Here is a 19,968-nt window from a genome sequence, read left to right as displayed (position 1 = left end):
TCCCTCTCCCCAACCCTCTCCCGCGAAGGGCATCATCATACTATCAAAGCTCCTATCGTGGGAGAGGGGGTAGATCGAAGTGAAATAGAAAAATTTGTGCTCAATTTAAGATGAAATCTTGGCTAAAAAACTTTAGGGACGTTGCCTATTTCTTCACAGGCAATAAACATAAATATTCTGGTGCAAAATCACTTCGAATACTGCAACTCTATATGAGAAGAAGCTTGAAAGCGCCAAACCAAAAGATAAAAGCAAAGACACATGCAAGCGCTGGCACAAACAAGAATAAAAAGCATGGCATGTTCTGTATATGGATGCAGCGCTCTTAAAAGCAACCCGCAAAAACTACCAAAGAGCATTTGAATAAAAAAGAATAATCCTGAAGCAGCACCGGTATTTTTTTCAAATGGCTGCATAACCGAAGCTTGAGTGCAAGGAATAATCACTCCGACACCGACCATAATTAATAACATGGGAACCACAATGAGCATCCAATTTAACTGCATGAGATGAGTCAGTGCCCACATCAATAATGCTCCGGTCAGACAACAAAAAATAGCCATGAAAATGGTTTTATCCCAACCAAATTGAGTCGCATATCGTTTTGTCAATCGCGTACCAACCAGATATCCAAAAACGGTGAGGGCATAAAATCCGCTGAATGCCATGGGAGAAAAACCCAGTTTTTCCTGAAATAAAAAGGGAGAGTCAAGGGTAAATACAAAATAGCAACACCAAGCCATGCTAATGGTTAAACTGTAAGCAACAAACAAACGGTGGCTTAAAAATTTTTTATAATTGCCAAGTAATGTTTTCAGGCTAAATGGTTGCGATGCATGCGGCGCCACAGTAGGTATCTGCTTATATGTGACTGCAGCCAATAAGCACGCGAACAGCGTCAATAGATAAAAAATAATTTGCCAACCACCTCCCTTTTGCAGCAGAGCGCCTAAAATAGGGAAAAACAAGGGAGCTACAGCCATTGCAGCCGACAAATTAGCAATTATACGTATTTGTTCATCGCGGCTATAGGTTTCTTTGACCATTAATCTGGCTATAACAGTTCCACTGCAACCCCCTATTGCTTGGAAAAAACGGGCGATGATAAAAAGCGTTAATGAAGTGGATATTGCGCAAATCAAAGTAGAAAAAACATAAAGTACCAAACCCCATAGCATGGTTTTTTTTCTGCCGAATACATCTGATAATGGCCCCATAATCAGCATGGAAATAGCATATCCGAACATAAATACGGTTAAAGTCATCTGCATGCTGTCATGACTTGCATTAAACTCACTGCCCATCTTAAGTAAAGAAGGTAAATATAAATCAATTGACAGGCGTGGCAGAACCACCAATCCAATCAGCAGCGGCATCAACCAGGCGATTTTCCTCATGATTTTCCTTAATAAAATGGGTTAAATGAACAGCAATGAGATGTGCCCTTTTGGCAATCATTTCCAAAGAACTGGTGTAGTAATAAACTCCGGAAGTATTATGGCCGAGTAACCTTATGCGATAATTTATTTTATTTTGTTTATCGATCACCGCTGCGGAATCGAAATCCACCTCTACTCCCCCGTATAAATTGGGTTTGGCCAAACCCTGGGCAATTAAATTGTGCATCAAACTATCGTTTTTTTAGCATCTCAGCTAAATATCCTCCAAAAAAGCTGCGTGATGTATAAAAATAATTATCACTTGGAAAAATTAAATTTTCCTGCTTGGCATAATTAAGCTTTTTTTTCATCCATTGGTAATATTCATCAATTTTATAAATGTTACTGGACATGGTATTCGCAGGCCTGTTTAAAATTAAATTATGCAAATCCATTTGATAAGCCAAGCCAGTGCCTAAAATTGAGGCAGGTTCGAAAATGGTTAAATTGATATTATTAATTTGTTTGATTTTACATTCTTGAATAAAAGAGCGTAGAAATACGACAGCCGAAGCACCACAACCGACTACTGCGAGAGTTTTTCTTTCTTCCATGAGATATCCTTATAGTAACTTGCCTTTTAAAAAGAATAAAGATAATAGAAATTAAGAAAGAGATTATGAAATGATTCCATTAGCTTGGACTTTCCCTGTTATCCTTATTATCCGCTGAAAATGGTAATAAGGATAACAAATGAAGTCAATAAGGACTGATAAATTATGTCAATGATTCAAGAAGTTACTACGGGTTTAGTTAGTATCCTTGTTAAGTTCTGCACGCACTTCATCCATATTGGCTTGTATGGCCTGCTCTACCAATTCCTTTAAAATAGAATCGCGCATGCTGCCGGGTTCAGAATAAATAACAATACCTTGTTTAAAAACGACCAGGTGTGGGATGGAGCGGATTTGAAAAATTTCTGCCAACTCGCCCTCCTCTTCAATATTTACCTTGGCAAAGACCACCTGGTTTTCATATTGAGATGCAACGCGTTCATAAACTTTTGCAAATTCCCGGCAAGGTCCGCACCATTCTGCCCAGAAATCCAGAAAAACGATTTCATTTTCACTGATCAGTGCTTCAAATTGGGCACTGCTTACCGATTGGACTGAGCCGCTTCCTGCCATGACGTCTCCTTAGTTTTGATAGCCGATAAAATTCTTTGAAAAATACTATCGACGCTTCCTGTACCTTCAACCCGATGAAATCTAGGGGCTTCTTTACTAGTTTTAGCCCACTCCCGGTAATAAGCAATCAACGGCTCGGTCTGTTCATGATAAACTTGCAGCCGCTTGCGAATAATCTCTTCCCGATCATCATCACGCTGCACTAAAGGTTCAGCCGTTATATCATCGAGCCCCTGTTGTTTTGGCGGATTATATTCGACGTGATAAACCCGGCCTGATGCAGGATGTGTACGTCTTCCGCAAATGCGTTTTACGATTTCTTCATCATCCACTGCAATTTCAATCACATGGTCCAAATCGATATGAGCTTTTTTTAACGCTTCTGCCTGCACAATCGTCCGAGGAAATCCATCTAATAAAAATCCATTTTTGCAATCGGGTAAAGCCAAGCGCTCCTGCACCAACCGAATCATAATATCGTCTGAAACAAGTTGGCCTGCATCCATGATTTTTTTAACGCTTAAACCTATCTCGCTTCCCGCTGCCACTGCCGCACGCAACATATCCCCCGTGGATATTTGCGGAATGCTAAAATGTTTTATCAATCGCTCTGCCTGTGTACCTTTTCCAGCACCGGGACCGCCCAATAACATCAATCGCATTAATCCCATTCGTCAACTCCAATAGTAAGGTGTGCCTCAGTTTTACGAGGTATCATATCGTACCGTTTCAAATTACGGTTGTCACTTAGAAAGTCTCACCAAGGTTTATACCATGATTTTCCATGCAGGGATTTCTGGCATGATGCAAGCTGGGCTTGATAGATTTGTGCACGTGCCTTTACTTTGTGAGCCACTGCCACTAACCATTTTTTCTTCAGGTAAGTTTTACGTTGATACCCGCCCACTCCCTCATGATAAGCCAGGTAAAGATTATAAGGATCATCACGCCGGATCCCCGCTTTGCGATAAGCAAGGTTAGCATACCAACCGATAAAATCGACACCATCACCGAAATCATCACGTGCAGATAATAAACCTCCGTTTGCAGCTTTATAATTCGCCCAAGTGCTTTGCAAGGCTTGAGTATAGCCGTAGGCTGAAGAGGGTCGCGTCCATGGAATGACCCATAACAATTTTGTGCGGGGCGGGCGAGCCCTGCCATTAAATTTAGATTCTTGATGAATAATAGCCATTTGAATAGCAACTGGAACCCGCCAGCGGCGCTCCACATCTTTTGCATCAGCATACCAGCGAGGATATTGTTTAAAAATACGGCAAACGTTATTAACGTCTGCCGGAGGAGGCGTCACACATCCGGTTAATAACAGAAACCCTATTAAAGATAAACCAGCTTTAAAATACATAAACGTCTCCACCCCGAACACGAAACCGGCATAAAAATTTCGGAAAAAATAACACAGATAAAAGAGTTTACAAGACTTTATCATTTTATTTCAGGATGGATGCAACACATTTTGCCTGTTGTCATGTTTTATTTCTGTTGCGGCTTAATTCCCGATATAGGAACCGTGCTGGAGAAATGGCTTGGATGAGATGGCGCGGCAGACTTTCAGGTTCATGATTAATGAGGGAAGCCAACCATTCAGCGCTCAGTGGGATAGTTGTCAATCCTCTCGAGCCAAAACCGGCACAAATGTATAAACCCGGATAGGAAGGGCTTGGAGCCGGGAGCCAACGTTTTGCATTGGTTGCAAAATCTGCAAATTGTTCTTTAAACAGATTTGCCTGCATAACAGGCCCTACCAAAGGCAAATAATCAGGGGTTGCAGCCCTGATACCGGACCAGTGTTTAATCACTCGCCTGGACCAAACATCTGCCAAAGTTAATTGACTTAATTTTTTTAAATTTGCGGCATCATCAACCGCATAGTTGCCTATATCCGTATTGTCCAAATGATAAGTTGCCCCAATGCCATGTTTTCCCTGGTTGGCGGGCAACACATGACCATTCCCACATAATGGCAATTTTAGCTTGGCTGTTTCTTCATTACTTAAAATAGTACTCATTTGGCCGCGAATGGCTTTAAGCGGGAGGTATGCAGTTTCTGCAAATTGACGCGCCTGATAACCATTGGCAAGAACCAATACTTCAGCACTGTGCCCTTCCGCATGCCATTTACCCTCTGCAAACTGCAATTCCTTGACCCGGATTGGTTCAATCTCATGAACTTCAGCAAGCTGTAATAAATGTCGGCACAAAACCCCAGCATGAATCCATCCGGAATTGGGAATAAAAAGCCCTCCTGTCTTTAGCGCAAGGCCAGCCAAATGTTCTGCTTCATTTTTGGCAACTAATGTCCCAAGTGCGGGGTAATGAGCAAGCCATTCCTGCAAGCTTTGTTGCATGGCAATTTCTTTATCGTTATAAGCAAGTTGTAAAATGCCGTTTAATTCACCGAAAGAACAAGTCTGCAGTAATTGTTGATAAAAACGGATGGCATGGAGAAATGCGCTTAACATAAACTCAGTTAATGGCGAGCGATAAGCAGAAAGTTTAGGGTATAAAACTGCATATTGATTCCCGGAAGCACCCTGCCCGGCTTCTCCACAAGCATCCAGAATCGTTATAGACCAACCCCGCCGGCGTAAGGCATAAGCTATGCAACACCCAGCAAGTCCCGCGCCCAGGATAATTGCCCGCTTTTCTTTATAAAATAACGGCGCACTCGCTTGCCACGGGGTGTGTCGCTTGCTGCTTTCCGCGGCTTTTCCTTGAAAAACTGCTGTCACCATTTCCCGCTTTCGACCATAGCCACCTTTTTTCTTGACTGTAAATCCAACGGACTCCAAACCACGCTTTACAGCACCCGCTGCAGAAAAAGTCGCCAATGTGGTATGTGATCTGGATAAAAGTGCGATGATTTTCAATAATTCAGCATCCCACATATTAGGATTTTTAGCCGGTGCAAAACCATCTAAAAACCAGGCATCCACATAAGCAGTGCGCAGTTTCATTTCCAATGATTTATCCCCACATACCAGCAATTGCTGATAGCAAGCCAAAGCATCTCCCAACATTAAAGTCAATTGCACGCGATTTTCGTCAAATGATAAAAGATGAAATCCCGGCGTTAAAACAGGATAGCTTTTTAGCAAGCTAGAAGCCTCATCGTTTAACTCCGGCCATAGGGCAAGGCATTTAGCCAAGTCTTCATAAGTGAGAGGATATTTTTCGCAAGAAATAAAATGCAGCCGGGCTAAGGGAGGGGCGTATTTTTTCCATAAAAACCATGTCAGCAAAAAATTCAAGCCACTGCCAAACCCGGTTTCTGCAACAATGAAATGAGTCGCCTTGCAATTCGCAAGTTCAGCCCAGCGGGATAATAATTGATTTCCCTCAATAAACACATGCTGGGTTTCTTGTAAGCCATTTTCTGTAGAGAAATAAATATCATTAAAAACAGCAGAGTAAGGAAGCCCTTCTCGCCAAATTAGTTTCGCAGTTTGAATGGGTTGAAAAAATGAACTCACGGTTCCTTATTTCCGCTGTAAAATTTGCAGTAAAACACGTTCTGCCGCTTGCTGCGTCAACTGGATTTCCTTAATTTGGTGGGCACCCGATACAAATCCCGCTTCATACATGGAAGGAGCAAAATAAACGCCCTGTTGCAACATGCCATGGAAAAAAGCTTTAAACAGCATCTCGTCAGAAGAGGCGACGTCCTTATAATGTAAAATTTCCTCTTTATCATTAAAGCAAAAACCGAACATACCGCCGACTGCGGCGCCCCAAAAAGGGATATTAAGAGAAGCAGCTGCCTCTTTTAATGCGGCAATCAAGCTGCTGGAAATAAAAGACAGATTTTCATAAAAACCAGGTTTTTCAATTTCCGTTAAAGTTGCCAGTCCTGCGGCCATGGCCAGAGGGTTTCCGGATAAAGTTCCGGCTTGATAAACCGGGCCTACCGGTGCCAGACAATCCATAATTTCCGCTTTCCCGCCTATTGCACCTACTGGCATGCCGCCGCCAATGATTTTGCCTAATGTGGTCAGATCAGGGGTAATGTCATAAAGTGCTTGCGCGCCTCCTAAACTCACGCGAAACCCAGTCATCACTTCATCAAATATTAATAGGGTTTGATACTGATCACACAAGTCCCGCAACCCTTGTAAAAATTGCATTTTGGGCAGCACAAACCCCATATTCCCGGCAATTGGCTCGATGATTACAGCAGCAATATCATCTTTGAAGGCTGCAAATAATGCAGCTACTTGCTCGAGGTTATTAAAATCGGCAGTCAATGTGTGCTCAGTGATGCTTGCGGGAATGCCAGGGGTTGCCGGTATGCCCAAAGTCAATAAACCGGACCCGGCTTTTACCAATAAGCTGTCATTATGCCCGTGATAGCAGCCGTTAAATTTTATGACTTTGTTTTTATTGGTATAGCCACGCGCTAAACGTATCGCCGTCATTGTGGCTTCGGTCCCGGAATTGACCATGCGCACTTTTTCAATAGCCGGCATTAATTGCATGATCTTTCGGGCCAGCAGAATTTCATGCTCGGTAGGGGCGCCAAAACTCATACCACAATGTAATGCCTGGCTAACTGTCTCGATAACAGCAGGATGGCAATGGCCTAAAATCAGCGGCCCCCAAGACCCTACATAATCAATGTATTGTTGATCATCCACATCGATTATATAAGCTCCCTTTCCTTGTTTGAAAAATACAGGTTCGCCGCCTACACCTTTGAATGCCCGTACCGGCGAATTCACTCCGCCAGGAAGTAATGATAAGGCTTGCATAAATAATTCATGTGAATGGCTCATAATAAACTCCACTTCTTTTGCACGGCATTTTACCTGCATTTAAGGATAATGGCCAAAACTCTGTAATTCTCCTGAATTGATGTCAGCAATTTCATCCCGTGCGATGGAGTTACGCAGCATGTGCATTTAAAACTTGCCATTAAAATTTTTTTCTCATACCCTACGCAGTTTGTTAGAAATTCTGGAGATAAAAAAGTGATTAAAAAAGAATGGAAAAAGCTTAGTTTAGCTTGCCTGGGCATTCTTCTTGCCACCGCTTCCCAAGCAAATACGCGTGAGGGTATTTATGCTGGCGCAGGTATAGGCGCTTCTTTTGACCAATTTAACCTCTCCACTAAAAATACAGTGACCGGCTTCACGATTAAAAGCCCGGTTCAAAAAAATACCAGCGCGCTTGGCAATGTTTTTCTAGGCTATGGCGGAACCATGGATACAGGTTTTTTTCTGGGGGGTGAAGTAGGTACTTATTTTCCCCGCCGCTCCGCAACCATTTATAACCGCCCTGGAGTAAGCGTTACTTCATTAACCTTTAACGACACGTTGAAAGTACACGATTACGTAACGGCCGATATATTACCGGGCTACCGCTTTAATGATGATTGGTTGCTGTATGCACGCGGTGGCTTGACTTATGCCAACTTAAATATTTATCAAGCGCCCGGCACCAGCGGGGTTACTTTTCGCGCGGATGAAAACAAATTCGGGGGACGTATTGGGGCAGGCATAAATTATGCCTTTAACGACAATCTTGGCGTAGGGTTAGATTATTTTTACACCCGCTACCAGGAAATGAATGCTAATTTGCCTGCATTTAATATCCGCTTTAATCAACAAGTTTCTGGCAACTACGTCGGGTTGTCCGCTTTATACACTATTATGTAAATTTATCCTGGTTAGAGCATGTAAGCGATAACCAGGGCAAATCTATCTATATCAGTATCTGCGCATGGCTACCTCTCAAATTTGCTAAAATTAATATAATCTGAGTAGATTTTGAGAGGAACACTCGATGAACGCCAAGGATAAGTCACCTCACCCAGAGGAAAAAAATGCTCTTACAGAGTCTTACAACAAATTTAAAGAATTTGAAGGCAGACGCTACACAGGTATGAAAGTGGGCCGCAGTCATTCCTGGATTTATGATCAAGGAGCCTGGAAGGAAACCAAAATTACCCCGGATGAATGGGAAATTCATTATGCGGTGACTAAAAGAAGAAAAGGCAAAGCACCGGAAGGCTCGGGTGTCCCGGTGGGAACAAAATACCATTGGTATATTTTAGCACATCAAATCGTGGAAAAATTAAATGCCAATGACTATTCGACGGAATTGGCTGGTTTAAAATTCAAGGTTGCCCATCAACGGGCTGATAAAGATGCATGGAATATTTCAGATAAAGCTCAAAAAAAGCGCTTGATTAAAATTTTAAAAGAAGTAACGCATGCATTGGAATCTGAACTTGAAATCGCTGCAGAAACAAGGAAAGCCCGCAAAAGAAAACCAAAAGTTACCTCATCTGCAAAAGTGAAAACTTTCGATGGAAAAATCGCGGCACAACAAGATGCCTCTTTTCACGGACACAAAAAAGAAAAGAAAAAAGCTGCACATCATTAATGCCCAGGTTGCAATTACCCTGAGGATACCTTCCTCAGGGTGAATTTTTTAAATGCGGCCAGCCCCATTGTGGCGTGGGTGGGTGCCATAGTAATTATGAATGTTTTGATGCCATTGAGCACTGGTCATATCAGGCCAATGATTCTTGTCAAATCCTGGTGAATTTTCGAGTTTTTGTTTATCCACATTGATGACGAAGCATTCTTCATTTGGATCATAAGTAAAAATTTCCCAAGGCATAGCAAAAAATTTATCTCCCATGCCTAAAAATCCACCAAATGATAAAACAACATAATGGACATACCCTTCTTCTTTATCAAGAATAATTTCCTCAACGCGGCCTAAATCTTCGCCTTGCTGGTTTTTAACCTTTGTTCCCACTACATCTTTTGATTTCACTACTGATCCATTGGTATGCATAAAATTCTCCTTAATGTTATGAATAGCGATTAGCCTCCTTAAGCGTAGATAGAAAAAAAGAAATTGCCAAGATTCCAGAGAGAAACCTTTACATCGGTCTTGACTCTGGCTAAATTACCACTTTTTTTACTGAGCAGTGATTATGCAACCCTATAAAAAATACATTTGTGTTATTTGTGGTTTTATTTATGATGAAGAGGAAGGCTGGCCAGAAGATGGCATCGCCGCCGGAACCCGATGGGAAGACGTTCCTGAAAACTGGTTTTGTCCTGATTGCGGCGCCGGCAAGGAAGATTTTGAAATGGTGGAAATCTGACCCACTAAAAGGGTTTAACCACAACCAAAAGCACTATTGCTATTAACAAAAGCGTGGGGAGCTCATTAAAAATACGATAAAAAGTTGAGCTCCTGCCATTAATATCATTTGCAAAATTCTTTACAAATTGACCACATACAACATGATAGATCCAAAGACACACCACCAAACTAATTTTTGCGTGCATCCAGCCTGCCCTTAAATAATAGGATGGGTTATAAAAAATCAGGAATATTCCCAAACCAGTCGTCAGCAGCGCAGCAGGCCAGGTAATGCCATAATATAAACGCCGTTCCATAATCTTAAACCGTTCAATGCTTACTCTATCTTTTGCCTCAGCATGGTAAACAAACAAGCGCGGTAGATAAAACAAACCGGCAAACCAGGCAACCACGGCAATGATATGAAATGCTTTTACAACTAACATCATGAACCTATTTCTTTTTTTTATGTCGAGTCCGCTTGATGAGATTAAGCGCCTCCACTCCTAATGAGAATCCCATGGCAAAATACACATAACCTCGCGGTATATGAAAAGCAAAGCTATCTGCTACCAGCACCATACCGATTAGAATTAAAAAACTCAATGCCAACATTTTTACAGTAGGGAACTTTTCGATAAATTGGCTCACGGGCTCACTTGCATAAATCATAACCAGAATAGCACAAGTTATTGCAGCAGCCATGACCCAAAAACGGCTGGTAAGTCCCACGGCTGTCAACACGCTGTCTAAAGAGAAAATAATATCCATCAAAGCAACCTGAACTACTACCGAGCGAAAAGTAGCCGATACTTGGTGGATTTTTTTAAATTCTTTTTCGCCATTTCCTACTTCATAATGGATTTCCTGCGTAGCCTTGGCAATAAGAAACCCGCCCCCTACTAATAGGAACAGATCGCGTACGGAGTAGCTGAAATTACCCATGGTTATGAATGGCTTAGTTAATTTAACCAACCAAACTGCAGAAGCCAGTAATAATAAACGCGTTACCCAGGCAAAAGTTAACCCCCAGCGACGCGCTTTTTTACGTTGAGCTTGCGGTAATTTTTCGGTAAGAATGGACAGGAAAACCAGGTTATCTATCCCCAGAACAATTTCTAAAATGATTAAAGCAGATAAGCTTAAGATAATATCAAGAAGTTCCATTTCATTTCTAACTGAGTGCAAATGCCGTTAATCATACCTTTTATTTCTGGTAAGAACTAGAATATATCTAGCCGTTTCTACTAAAAAGTCTACTTATCAAACAACTGGTTTAATGGTTATCCATTTGCTATAATGCGCAAATAAATGCCATATTGGGCTTTAGTTTATGCATACTCATGTGCTCGAAGTTGGAAAAAGGCTTGGCTACTTTGAAGAAAAAGCCAAGGGGGTTTGCCATGGCTTTTCCGTACGCTGGCTGGAAGCTTGCTTAGCTGGTGAAGAAGATGAAAAAAAATTTTTAGCACGAAGCGAAAAGATAAAAGAATATTACCAACTTGGCGAGGCATTTCCGGAAAAAATTACCACGTTAAAAAAGAAGATCATAGCTTCAAAGAAACCGCCCACTGAAGAAGATTTAAACCAGGAAGAACAGGAAATTTTCGATATTCTGGCTTTCTACGAAAGCCTTGCTCTATACCATCAACCTGGTGATTACCCATTGTTTACAGAAGGTTTGGTGCAGGGAGAAATAGAACAAATTTCTCCAATTGCTGCCTCTGATTCCATCCTTAAAAAAGGTGGCTTGCAGCAGGTTTATTCGCAAGCGATGATACTCTCCAGCACTGAAATGATAAAATATTTCGACGAAATGGCAGCTTTTCTTGATAAAAATCTAAATCCCGAACAAACAGTCGGCTTCATGCTGGGGAATTACAATCATGCCATCGCACTCACCTATCAACAAGGAAAAGGCTGGAGGTTTATGGATATTAACCAATATCCACCTCAAGCTGTAAAAAATGACACAAACTTGTTGACTACCCATATAAGGCTTGCTTTTAATTTTTCATACCATACACCTTTTAATGTAAAGCTATTCACTACAGGTGATCATGCGAACCTCGCACAATTTAAGGGACAATTTGCTGCGTTTAAATCAGCACATAACCTCAGCGCGGAGATGATTCAGCGAACAGGAGCCGATGCAATTGATTTAGCTTATATCGCTGCCCAAGATGGAGATACCGATACTCTCTTAAAGCTTGGTGAGGCAGGGGCGAACTTCAATAAAACCTATGGGAAGGATAAACACAATCTTGCCTGGATAGCTGCCCAGAATGGCCATACCGAAGTTCTCAAAATACTTTCCAACTATCAGGTGGATTTTTTACATAAGGCCCGAGATAATGATGGTATGACTCCCATGCATGCCGCTGCTTTAAATGGTAAATGCGAAGCCATTAGGATACTGCAGCAACAAGGAGTTCCTATTAACGTAAAAGATAAAGATGGATTAACACCTGCCCATATAGCCGCCCTCAATGGGTACGATAAAGCTCTGGATACCCTTAAGCAATTAGGGGCGGATTTAAATGAACCCGATGCATCCGGCATGACCCCGCTTCATTATGCAGCATGGGGGAACCAAGTACATGTCATAGTTAAATTATTAAGTGATAATAATGTGGATCCCAATAAAAGAAGCAATGATGGTCGTCACGCCATCCACGATGCAGCTGATGTGGGCAGTGAAACTATCTTGGACCTTTTTAAAGAAAAAGGAGTGGATTTATTGCTTGAGGATGATAATGGGCGAACCATTGCCCATATTCTTGCCGGTAAAGGCCATAAAGAATTGATTGAAAAATTCATGGCTCAGGGGATTGATTTTAATAAGAAAGATAAAAATGGTTTAACACCTCTACACGCCGCAGCCCAAAGCGGACAACTTGAAGTAATTGAATTTCTCGCGGCCAAAGGGTTCGATTTGAATGCAGAAGATAACCAGGGACAAAACATAGCTCATATGGCCGCCCTAACTAACCAGGCGCACCTCATACCTGCATTGGCGGCTAAAGGTGTCAATATGACAAAAAAAGATAAGTGTGGCCATACGCCTCTTGGCTTGGCGACGGGATATGGTTCAAAAGAAACCTTCCTGGAACTTGTTAAACATGAAGTGGTAAGCAATGACACATACCTTTTTGCCATTCTTCGGGATCAACCAACGATTGTTGAAACGCTCCTTGAGTTAAATATAAATTTTAAAGATGAAGCATGGCGACTTAGTTCAGAAAATCAGTTTAGTTCAGAAAATCAGTTAAGGAAATTGATTGCCCCCCACTTAACCCCTGGGGAAGCCATCCCACCAAAAATAGAGGCAAGAATTAAGACATTCCTGGAGCAAAAAGCCAATAAAGAAAACATTCCCATCTCTCCCTACGAGCTTGCCTTCCTTGCAGGAAAGGAAGAGATCGTGCAATTATTCAACCGGCAAGACCCTAAAACTACGGAGTTGTTAACGAGCTTGCAAGCTTTAAGAAAATACGGCGAAACCATTAAAAACAAAAATAAAGAAAATAAAAAGCAAGAGCAAGAAAAAGGCATGCAAAATGCTACCGATAAAAATACCCTGGAAGGGGAAAAAGCCATGGCAGCCGCCGATGCACTGGAAAACCTTGCCTGCCTTTATTTCGCGGCGAAAAATGCCCTCAATCCAGATGACAAAGCCATAGAAACAATCCAAAACAGCTTTAAACAACAACTGGTGCAAACTTATCAAGATTTAAGCACCCACCGGGCCCGCTGGAAACCAATCCTTGCCAACATCCTCATCGCAGCCACAGGCATCGGCCTTTTGGTTATCGTGGGCAAGCTTTTAATCACTGGCAGCGCATTCTTTGCTGAAACCAGGCGCCAAAAAATGGTCGGGCAAGTGGCAGGCGAGTTTGATAAATTGCTCAATACCAAACCTATGTAGCATTAATTTGCTGCAAGTCAGCAAGCATTTTTTACTATTTGCTATTTCTTTTGCATGCTTTTAATTTTTATAAACAATAAATGCAGCAGGATGAATGGTAGAGAAGAATTCACTTTCTATCCTAGCTTGGGTATAATACGGACGCGATACATATAAGTGCAGGTGGCTACAATCATCACGTTAATTAAAAAACTGTTGCGTAAAACCAGGAAAAAAAAATCTCCGGTTGAATCCACGTTTGCCGTTCCGCGCAACCAACATCAAATTTCCAAGACCGACATAAGCAGCAATGCTCTTAAAGTTCTTAACCGTCTAAGCAGTGCCGGATTTGAAGCTTATTTAGTCGGCGGCAGCGTTCGCGATCTTTTATTGAGAAAAGCGCCGAAAGATTTCGACATTGCCACCAATGCAACACCAAATCAAATTAAAGAATTATTCCGTAATGCGCGCATCATTGGTCGGCGTTTTAAACTTGTTCACATCATTTTTCATCGTGAAATCATTGAGGTTGCTACCTTTCGCGGCCATGAACCAGCGCATTCGCATCAGCTCACCAATGACCGCGGCATGCTTATCCGCGATAACGTCTATGGCACGCTCGAAGAAGATGCCTGGCGTCGTGATTTCACCGTTAATTCTCTTTATTACAATATTGAAGATTTTTCCATTCTGGATTTCACAGGCGGTGTTAAAGACATTGAACAGCGTTTAATCCGGATTATTGGTGATCCCGTAACGCGTTATCAGGAAGATCCGGTTCGTATGTTACGCGCCATCCGTTTTAGCGCAAAATTGCATTTTGAGCTGGCGCAAGATACCGCCGCACCATTAAGCGAATTAAGCGAATTGATACGCCACGTCTCCGGTTCTCGCCTGTTTGATGAAATGTCAAAACTTTACCAATGCGGTGAAGCTGAAACCGTGCACCGTTTATTGGTGAAATATGGTTTGTTTGCTCATCTTTTTCCACAAACGCATCAACTTTTACCAAGCTCTTATCCAATAAATGCCCTGATGGGTATCGCCTTGGAAAATACGGATATACGCATCCGCGATAGCAAACCCGTTACACCGGCTTTTTTGTTTGCCGTTATCCTCTGGTTCCCCATGCTGGATAAAGCGGCCAAATTAAGGGAAACAGGTATGGATCCATTACCTGCCTTGGAAAAGGCCATGTCGCAAGTTATTGCAGACCAAAATCGCTACGTTACCATTCCTAAGCGATACACCCAAGTAATTCGCGAAATCTGGATTATGCAATATCGTTTTCCAAAGCGCAGCGGAAATCGTGCCTTCAATTTGTTGCAGCATCCACGCTTCCGTGCAGCCTATGACTTCCTCGCCCTGCGCGCCCTGGCTGGTGATGAATCAATGGAGTTGGCACAATGGTGGACTACGTTTCAAGATGCCGATTCACAGGGCCAGCAAGACATGATTGCAGCACTCCCCCCTGTTAAATCACGCAAGCGACGTCGGTATAAACCAAAAATTACTTCATGACGATTTGCTATCTGGGGTTAGGCAGTAACTTAGGTTCGCCCCAGCGCCAATTAATGCTTGCTTTAACAAAACTTAACAAGCTACCAAAGTCTGTTCTCACTAAAACATCCAAGTGCTATTGCAGCCAAGTAGCCGGCTCGCGCGCGCAACCTAATTATTACAATTTGGTGGTAGAGCTTTCTACCTCGTTATCGCCTGCTGAATTGTTGCGTTTTTGCCAGCGAATTGAAAAGCAACATGGCCGGGTTAGAAGGAAAAAATGGGGAGCGCGCACGCTTGATGTCGACATCCTAATTTATGGCAAAAGACAGATGCATACCCGACAATTAACCATTCCGCACCCGCGTATGTTGCAGCGTGATTTTGTTCTTATTCCCTTGCTCAGCATAACTCCGCAAGCAAGTCTGCCAAATAGCACATTAATTTCCACCCATCTTGAGAAATGTAAACGTTACATTATCAGGGAGAAAAGTTGATATTTTTCAAAGAAATCAACTACACTTGAATTGTGGCTGCTTTTCGTACGAGGGAACCTGTGTATAAAAATATCTTGCATCCAACTGATTTAAGCGGAAGCCATTTTCGCATGTGCGCGCAAGCAGCAGAAATCGCAAAATGCTTTCATGCAAAACTCTATTTAATGCACGTTATTGAACCTCCCTCCTCGTTACAATTAGCACAAGGACTTGGTTTTGCAGAATTTGATCAACCGGTCAAAGACGATGCCTGGATGGTCATGAATGTTTTAGGGGAAGCGCTTAATATTCCGGCCTCTCAGCAATTCGTGGAAGTAGGTTCGATTAAAATGCATGTCTTGAATAAGGTAAATGAATTAGGCTGCGATTTAATCATCATTGGCAGTCATACGCCTAACAAACTACCCTCTTTTCTAGGTAGCACGGCACACGCGGTGGTGCACCATGCAAATTGCGACGTTTTAACCTTGCGCGCCGAACCTGCTTAATGCTTGCTTAAAATAGTTGCGGCTGCATGTTTATTATAAATATTTGCTTGGAAATTGAGAGTGGCATTCTTTCATGAAGAACACAATATCCTGATAAGGACTGCACTCCGCAGGAATCTTGCGATTTTTATCCACAATCTCCGTAGAAGCTCCAGCCTCGATAAGTAATTTTATCATTGGCTTATCGCCATTTTTTACAGCTTTGTGTAGCACAGTTTGCCCAGCTTTATCCTGGCGATCCAAAGAAGCCCCTGCATTTATTAATGCTCGCGCGCAATCTAAATTTTTTCTCAAAACAGCCCAATGTAACGCCGTAAACTCATGGACAGCATCTGTTTTATCCAAGTTGGTAACCGGAATGTGTTTAAGCAGCACTTTAAGTTCAAATAACCTATCCCAGGCTGCAGCCCTTCTTAAAGCCTGATCCTCAGCCGGGTTACTTTGTTCTTCTGTCTTGCGTAAAGACGCGCAAATAGTAGCAAATTGAATTTGATCATTAGTTTGCCGCGCACTGCCTATAAAGCTAAGAAGCCTTGCTGCAATTTTTCCACTAGCCTTCTCAATAATCGTTTGGTTTGCACGAATTAATTTGGAGTTTACTAAAGATATTTGTAATAAATCCCGTGTTCGCTCTGCATCCACCTTGTTCAGTGGTTTACTGGCAAAAAGCAAATGGGACAGTTCTATAATTAACTGCGGCAAGGCACCAAACAAGGAGTCATCACTTGTAATCATGGATTTTACTGCGAGTAAATAAGCTGCCACAAACTCTTGATTATTATCCATATCTTGATAATAGGTAAGCTTACTATCCCGCATGGCTTCCAATGTACTAGTAACTCCAGTTGATAAAACCAAAGAGCCATCTGCATTGGCTACTGCTTTACGCATCACATGATTAGGCAATGATTGATGATATTTAATTTGCGGCAGATATTTGTTGGGAATATCCAACGTTGTATCCTGTTCATAAGCACAACGAATATCATACTGCCTATTACTAAAATCCCCGACAAGAACATACTGATTATGACCGCTTAACTTAATATATTGAGCAATCAGCTTGTAATCCTTGGAACTATCCACAGCAGCAAGGTACATAAAGCCATAGCTTCCTTGCGGCAACATTTCCCTTTCTTCAGAAGATAAAGCACTTAAATTGATCGCTTGGGCAATGGCTGGCAAACCCAGTCGGTCTGGACCAAGACCAGCGCTGCCAATTAGCATGTCTTTTTCATTAAAAGATTCATAGACGCCGGGTTGTTCTTTCTGGGCTTGCATACGGTAGCAGGTTTGATCAAACAAACTTGCAAGAGCTTCCTGATTGACATTTCCTACAAATAAAAATTTACTCTCGGGAGACAATACTCTTTTTACCAGTTCTCCCGCCGAATATTTGCAGCGATTGGCATCAATAAAAGCGACAACTGTATTGTCAACCGCATCGAATTTCTCAAGAGAAGACAAGCCAACGCTGGTACCTTCTATGATAATTCGCCCGTCAACAGCAGTTCCATACAGGCTTTCAAATCGTGATATCCCAGCAATGGTGCTTACTAAAATAACGTCCATGCCTTCTATGGCTTGCCGATTAAATTCGAAAATCAAATCTTTTGCGATATTACCAGCGAAAGCAAAATCGCCTTTAGCCTTAGAGTTATGACAATTGGCATGTATAAGAATGACCTTTCCCATGAGCATATATAAAAGATAAAAGATTGGGAAATTTTAAATCGTTTAGATTAACAAAAAATTAACACGTTATTTTTTTTACAAATAAATCACTTTAACAATAACTAAAACTAAGGAATGGCTATGCAAAGTTAATCTTAACCAATCTAATTGCAACCGTGGTATAAGACAAGCCATGTCCGCAGAAAGTCATGAAGATTTAAAATAGGTTTGTACACCTACTGGCATGCAACAACAACCCCGACCACAACAGCTTTTACCAGCAGGCTGAGTTCCATCCAGCATCATGGCTCCAGGTAGCCAGACAGGGATTATTTTTTGCCAATACTAATGGCAATGTATTCCAGGGCTGCTGACCGCCAATGAGCTGTTGCTGATTGATCCATGTCCCAGGCCATGGTGCTGTTACTTCTATGTTCAACACATCGCCCGCCATGACTGCATGAGGTGGCGTTGCAATAACAGGCTCAGGACCCAGCAGGAAAGCTGACGGCTGTGATTTAGTGCCCCATCCTGCCGCGGCAACCCAGAATTGCCCCATCTTTGCAGCAGAATAAGGTGCATAAGGAGTTCCAGGTGGATAAGGCGTGGTATACAATTTAGGATCGATTTGCAATAACGTTTCTCCTTGCCAGCTACCAGAGGGGGCTGCGAGGATATCAGCGCGCAGCGCCGAATACACACCATAGACTTCAGGCACGGCAAGCTCTTCACCCAGCACGAGGGCAATACGCCCTATTGGTGTCGGAACCACAATGAATTGGTTACCTGCCATAGCCCAGGAACTTGAGCCTAGATGCGTGGCGCGGTAGCGGGCAATGATCTTTCCTGATGGCTCAGCCAGAGCAACCGTATGATAAATAGCCTCATTGGTCCGCTCAGGATAACTGCCAACCACGTACCCCTGCCCTTGCCTGGCAAGATTGCTGAGTATCTTCTCTGATGGCCCGCCTTGCGGCTCACCAAGTTTTCTATATTCTGCAGCAGATAAATTTGGCCCGTAATGAAACAATATGGGCAAAATAGCAAGACCATTCTTTTTGGGTGGTGACCACACTGCCGTAGCGGAGTTTGCAAGATCACCAGCTTCAATAGTCAAATGCAGCGATTGTGGCTGCCTACCACCATTTACTGGATCGGTGGGCGCGCGGTGGAGAGCTAGTATGCCATACATTTCCGGGCGTCGGCGCTTAAGAAGTTTTGCCCGCACCGGCGCAGATTTTGCAGGCATGATCGTCGCCACGGCAACCCCATGAACCCCTGAAGGAAGCACCTGCGGCGGTAGCACAGGCAGCTGGGCAACCTTATTGCCTAAAGGATCCCAGATACTGGAGCCACCATTGTAATATAACTGCTGTTTGGTGATTGGGTTCGTTTCAATTCCATTACGGGTTGCTGCCACCACCCAGGCACCGGTATCAGCTGAAAGGTGTTGCACGCTTGCTATGGTGGAATGATCTCCTTTCGCCTTTGCAGCTGGGGTGCCGGGCATGACCCGGTCGGAGACGCTTGACCAGGCAATGATATCCACTTGATGCAGCAATGCTAAGCGTGCGTACTGCCAATAGGTGTCGTCATAGCATATGAGCAATGAGATGCGTCCAAGCTCGGTATCGAATACCGGGAATCCACCATTTCCGGTAACAGCCCAGCGTTGATCTTGCGCATTGAGTCCATGTTTGCGATATTTGCCAATATAACCTTGGGGGCCAACCAAGGCGGACGTATTGTAAGCCAGCCCACTGGCCGGATCAAATTCACCAAGCCCAACTGCCACATACATATGATACTTGCGTGTTACTTCGGCCAATGCTGTGGTCGCCTTTCCAGGCACCGTATCAAGATATGGGCGTACCATGTCAAAATCAGCAAAGATGTATCCCATGTTTGCAGTCTCTGGTAATACAGCGAGCTTCACGCCTTGCTTGCCCAAGCCTGCAACTCCCTCCACCATGCGCTTGATATTCCCATGCAAATCACCCCAGGCCGGATCGTATGCGACTGCTGCAGCCTTAAAACTCGTGAGTGTTTGCGAAGAATCAGCATGGGTAAGCCTGGCAAATCCCAATAGCAGCAGGGCAAGTAAAAGCAGGCGAACTTTAGAACAACATGAATCCATGGATACACCTCCTGTGCATTAAGCAATGGGCTCCATTGCCGTTATCCTCAGTTTCTAACCAATTCAATGAGCTTGTG

At 42.9% G+C, this 19,968-nt stretch carries 20 protein-coding genes; 7 read left to right on the top strand and 13 right to left on the bottom strand.

What is annotated here, in order from left to right; translation table 11 throughout:
• Nucleotides 1-188: 188 nt before the first annotated feature.
• From ELY11_RS04555 to hemL, 8 genes are all read right to left on the bottom strand, one after another.
• Entirely contained in the window at nt 189-1,397 is a 1,209-nt protein-coding gene (locus ELY11_RS04555) for a multidrug effflux MFS transporter (protein WP_127032605.1), read from the bottom strand.
• Nucleotides 1,330-1,626 (bottom strand): hypothetical protein, encoded by a 297-nt coding sequence (locus ELY11_RS04550; protein ID WP_127032604.1) that lies wholly within the window; start codon nt 1,624-1,626, stop codon nt 1,330-1,332. The genes ELY11_RS04555 and ELY11_RS04550 overlap by 68 nt, the downstream gene beginning before the upstream one ends.
• A 4-nt stretch (nt 1,627-1,630) precedes the next feature.
• Nucleotides 1,631-1,993: an FAD/NAD(P)-binding protein gene (locus ELY11_RS04545; RefSeq protein ID WP_127032603.1), complete on the bottom strand. Its 363-nt coding sequence runs from the start codon at nt 1,991-1,993 to the stop codon at nt 1,631-1,633.
• A gap of 195 nt (nt 1,994-2,188) precedes the next feature.
• Nucleotides 2,189-2,566: a thioredoxin family protein gene (locus ELY11_RS04540; RefSeq protein WP_126954340.1), complete on the bottom strand. Its 378-nt coding sequence runs from the start codon at nt 2,564-2,566 to the stop codon at nt 2,189-2,191.
• Complete coding sequence (gene adk, locus ELY11_RS04535) at nt 2,536-3,228, bottom strand: adenylate kinase (RefSeq protein WP_126954355.1); 693 nt, start codon at nt 3,226-3,228, stop codon at nt 2,536-2,538. Before adk ends, ELY11_RS04540 begins: the two co-directional genes overlap by 31 nt.
• Before the next feature lie 95 nt (nt 3,229-3,323).
• Entirely contained in the window at nt 3,324-3,932 is a 609-nt protein-coding gene (locus tag ELY11_RS04530; protein ID WP_126954339.1) for a transglycosylase SLT domain-containing protein, read from the bottom strand.
• A 121-nt stretch (nt 3,933-4,053) separates the two neighbouring features.
• On the bottom strand, nt 4,054-6,060 hold the full coding sequence (mnmC, locus tag ELY11_RS04525; protein WP_127032602.1) for a bifunctional tRNA (5-methylaminomethyl-2-thiouridine)(34)-methyltransferase MnmD/FAD-dependent 5-carboxymethylaminomethyl-2-thiouridine(34) oxidoreductase MnmC: 2,007 nt from the start codon (nt 6,058-6,060) through the stop codon (nt 4,054-4,056).
• A 6-nt stretch (nt 6,061-6,066) separates the two neighbouring features.
• On the bottom strand, nt 6,067-7,359 hold the full coding sequence (gene hemL / locus ELY11_RS04520; RefSeq protein WP_199737852.1) for a glutamate-1-semialdehyde 2,1-aminomutase: 1,293 nt from the start codon (nt 7,357-7,359) through the stop codon (nt 6,067-6,069).
• Nucleotides 7,360-7,479: 120 nt separating this feature from the next.
• On the opposite strand from hemL, the gene ELY11_RS04515 reads away from it, so the two are divergent.
• Nucleotides 7,480-8,241 carry an outer membrane protein gene (locus ELY11_RS04515; protein ID WP_158614990.1) on the top strand — a complete coding sequence of 254 codons (762 nt, stop codon included), beginning with the start codon at nt 7,480-7,482 and terminating at the stop codon, nt 8,239-8,241.
• 127 nt (nt 8,242-8,368) lie between these two features.
• Nucleotides 8,369-8,971 carry a hypothetical protein gene (locus ELY11_RS12480; protein ID WP_199737855.1) on the top strand — a complete coding sequence of 201 codons (603 nt, stop codon included), beginning with the start codon at nt 8,369-8,371 and terminating at the stop codon, nt 8,969-8,971.
• A 48-nt stretch (nt 8,972-9,019) separates the two neighbouring features.
• On the opposite strand, the gene ELY11_RS04505 is transcribed toward ELY11_RS12480, so the two are convergent.
• The gene (locus ELY11_RS04505; protein ID WP_126954335.1) at nt 9,020-9,391 is read right to left on the bottom strand and encodes a PRC-barrel domain-containing protein; all 372 of its coding nucleotides are present in this window, start codon (nt 9,389-9,391) and stop codon (nt 9,020-9,022) included.
• 142 nt (nt 9,392-9,533) lie between these two features.
• Here ELY11_RS04505 and ELY11_RS04500 point away from each other — a divergent pair, with 142 nt between their 5' ends.
• Nucleotides 9,534-9,707: a rubredoxin gene (locus ELY11_RS04500; protein WP_126954334.1), complete on the top strand. Its 174-nt coding sequence runs from the start codon at nt 9,534-9,536 to the stop codon at nt 9,705-9,707.
• Nucleotides 9,708-9,711: 4 nt separating this feature from the next.
• Here ELY11_RS04500 and hemJ read toward each other — a convergent pair whose 3' ends face one another.
• On the bottom strand, nt 9,712-10,134 hold the full coding sequence (gene hemJ, locus ELY11_RS04495; protein WP_126954354.1) for a protoporphyrinogen oxidase HemJ: 423 nt from the start codon (nt 10,132-10,134) through the stop codon (nt 9,712-9,714).
• 7 nt (nt 10,135-10,141) lie between these two features.
• Nucleotides 10,142-10,855, bottom strand: coding sequence for a TerC family protein (locus ELY11_RS04490; RefSeq protein ID WP_126954333.1), 714 nt, complete (start codon nt 10,853-10,855; stop codon nt 10,142-10,144).
• Nucleotides 10,856-11,021: 166 nt separating this feature from the next.
• Here ELY11_RS04490 and ELY11_RS04485 point away from each other — a divergent pair, with 166 nt between their 5' ends.
• The 4 genes from ELY11_RS04485 to ELY11_RS04470 all read left to right on the top strand — a co-directional run bounded on the left by ELY11_RS04485 (nt 11,022) and on the right by ELY11_RS04470 (nt 16,080).
• Nucleotides 11,022-13,616 carry an ankyrin repeat domain-containing protein gene (locus ELY11_RS04485; protein ID WP_127032601.1) on the top strand — a complete coding sequence of 865 codons (2,595 nt, stop codon included), beginning with the start codon at nt 11,022-11,024 and terminating at the stop codon, nt 13,614-13,616.
• A 192-nt stretch (nt 13,617-13,808) separates the two neighbouring features.
• Nucleotides 13,809-15,116, top strand: coding sequence for a polynucleotide adenylyltransferase PcnB (pcnB, locus tag ELY11_RS04480; protein WP_371923167.1), 1,308 nt, complete (start codon nt 13,809-13,811; stop codon nt 15,114-15,116).
• Entirely contained in the window at nt 15,113-15,592 is a 480-nt protein-coding gene (gene folK, locus ELY11_RS04475; protein ID WP_127032600.1) for a 2-amino-4-hydroxy-6-hydroxymethyldihydropteridine diphosphokinase, read from the top strand. The genes pcnB and folK overlap by 4 nt, the downstream gene beginning before the upstream one ends.
• 59 nt (nt 15,593-15,651) lie before the next feature.
• Nucleotides 15,652-16,080, top strand: a complete 429-nt coding sequence (locus ELY11_RS04470) for a universal stress protein (protein ID WP_127032599.1) — start codon at nt 15,652-15,654, stop codon at nt 16,078-16,080.
• A gap of 33 nt (nt 16,081-16,113) precedes the next feature.
• On the opposite strand, the gene ankY is transcribed toward ELY11_RS04470, so the two are convergent.
• Together ankY and ELY11_RS04460 are read right to left on the bottom strand one after the other, a co-directional pair.
• Nucleotides 16,114-17,775: a Dot/Icm T4SS effector AnkY/LegA9 gene (gene ankY, locus ELY11_RS04465; protein WP_126954353.1), complete on the bottom strand. Its 1,662-nt coding sequence runs from the start codon at nt 17,773-17,775 to the stop codon at nt 16,114-16,116.
• A gap of 253 nt (nt 17,776-18,028) precedes the next feature.
• Nucleotides 18,029-19,891 carry a carbon-nitrogen hydrolase family protein gene (locus ELY11_RS04460; protein WP_126954328.1) on the bottom strand — a complete coding sequence of 621 codons (1,863 nt, stop codon included), beginning with the start codon at nt 19,889-19,891 and terminating at the stop codon, nt 18,029-18,031.
• Between the last annotated feature and the right edge of the window lie 77 nt (nt 19,892-19,968).

This window comes from Legionella septentrionalis (assembly GCF_003989745.1).
Lineage (GTDB): Bacteria > Pseudomonadota > Gammaproteobacteria > Legionellales > Legionellaceae > Legionella_A > Legionella_A septentrionalis.
Note: the sequence above shows the minus strand (reverse complement) of the source record. Positions and strands in the feature narration are given on the sequence as shown.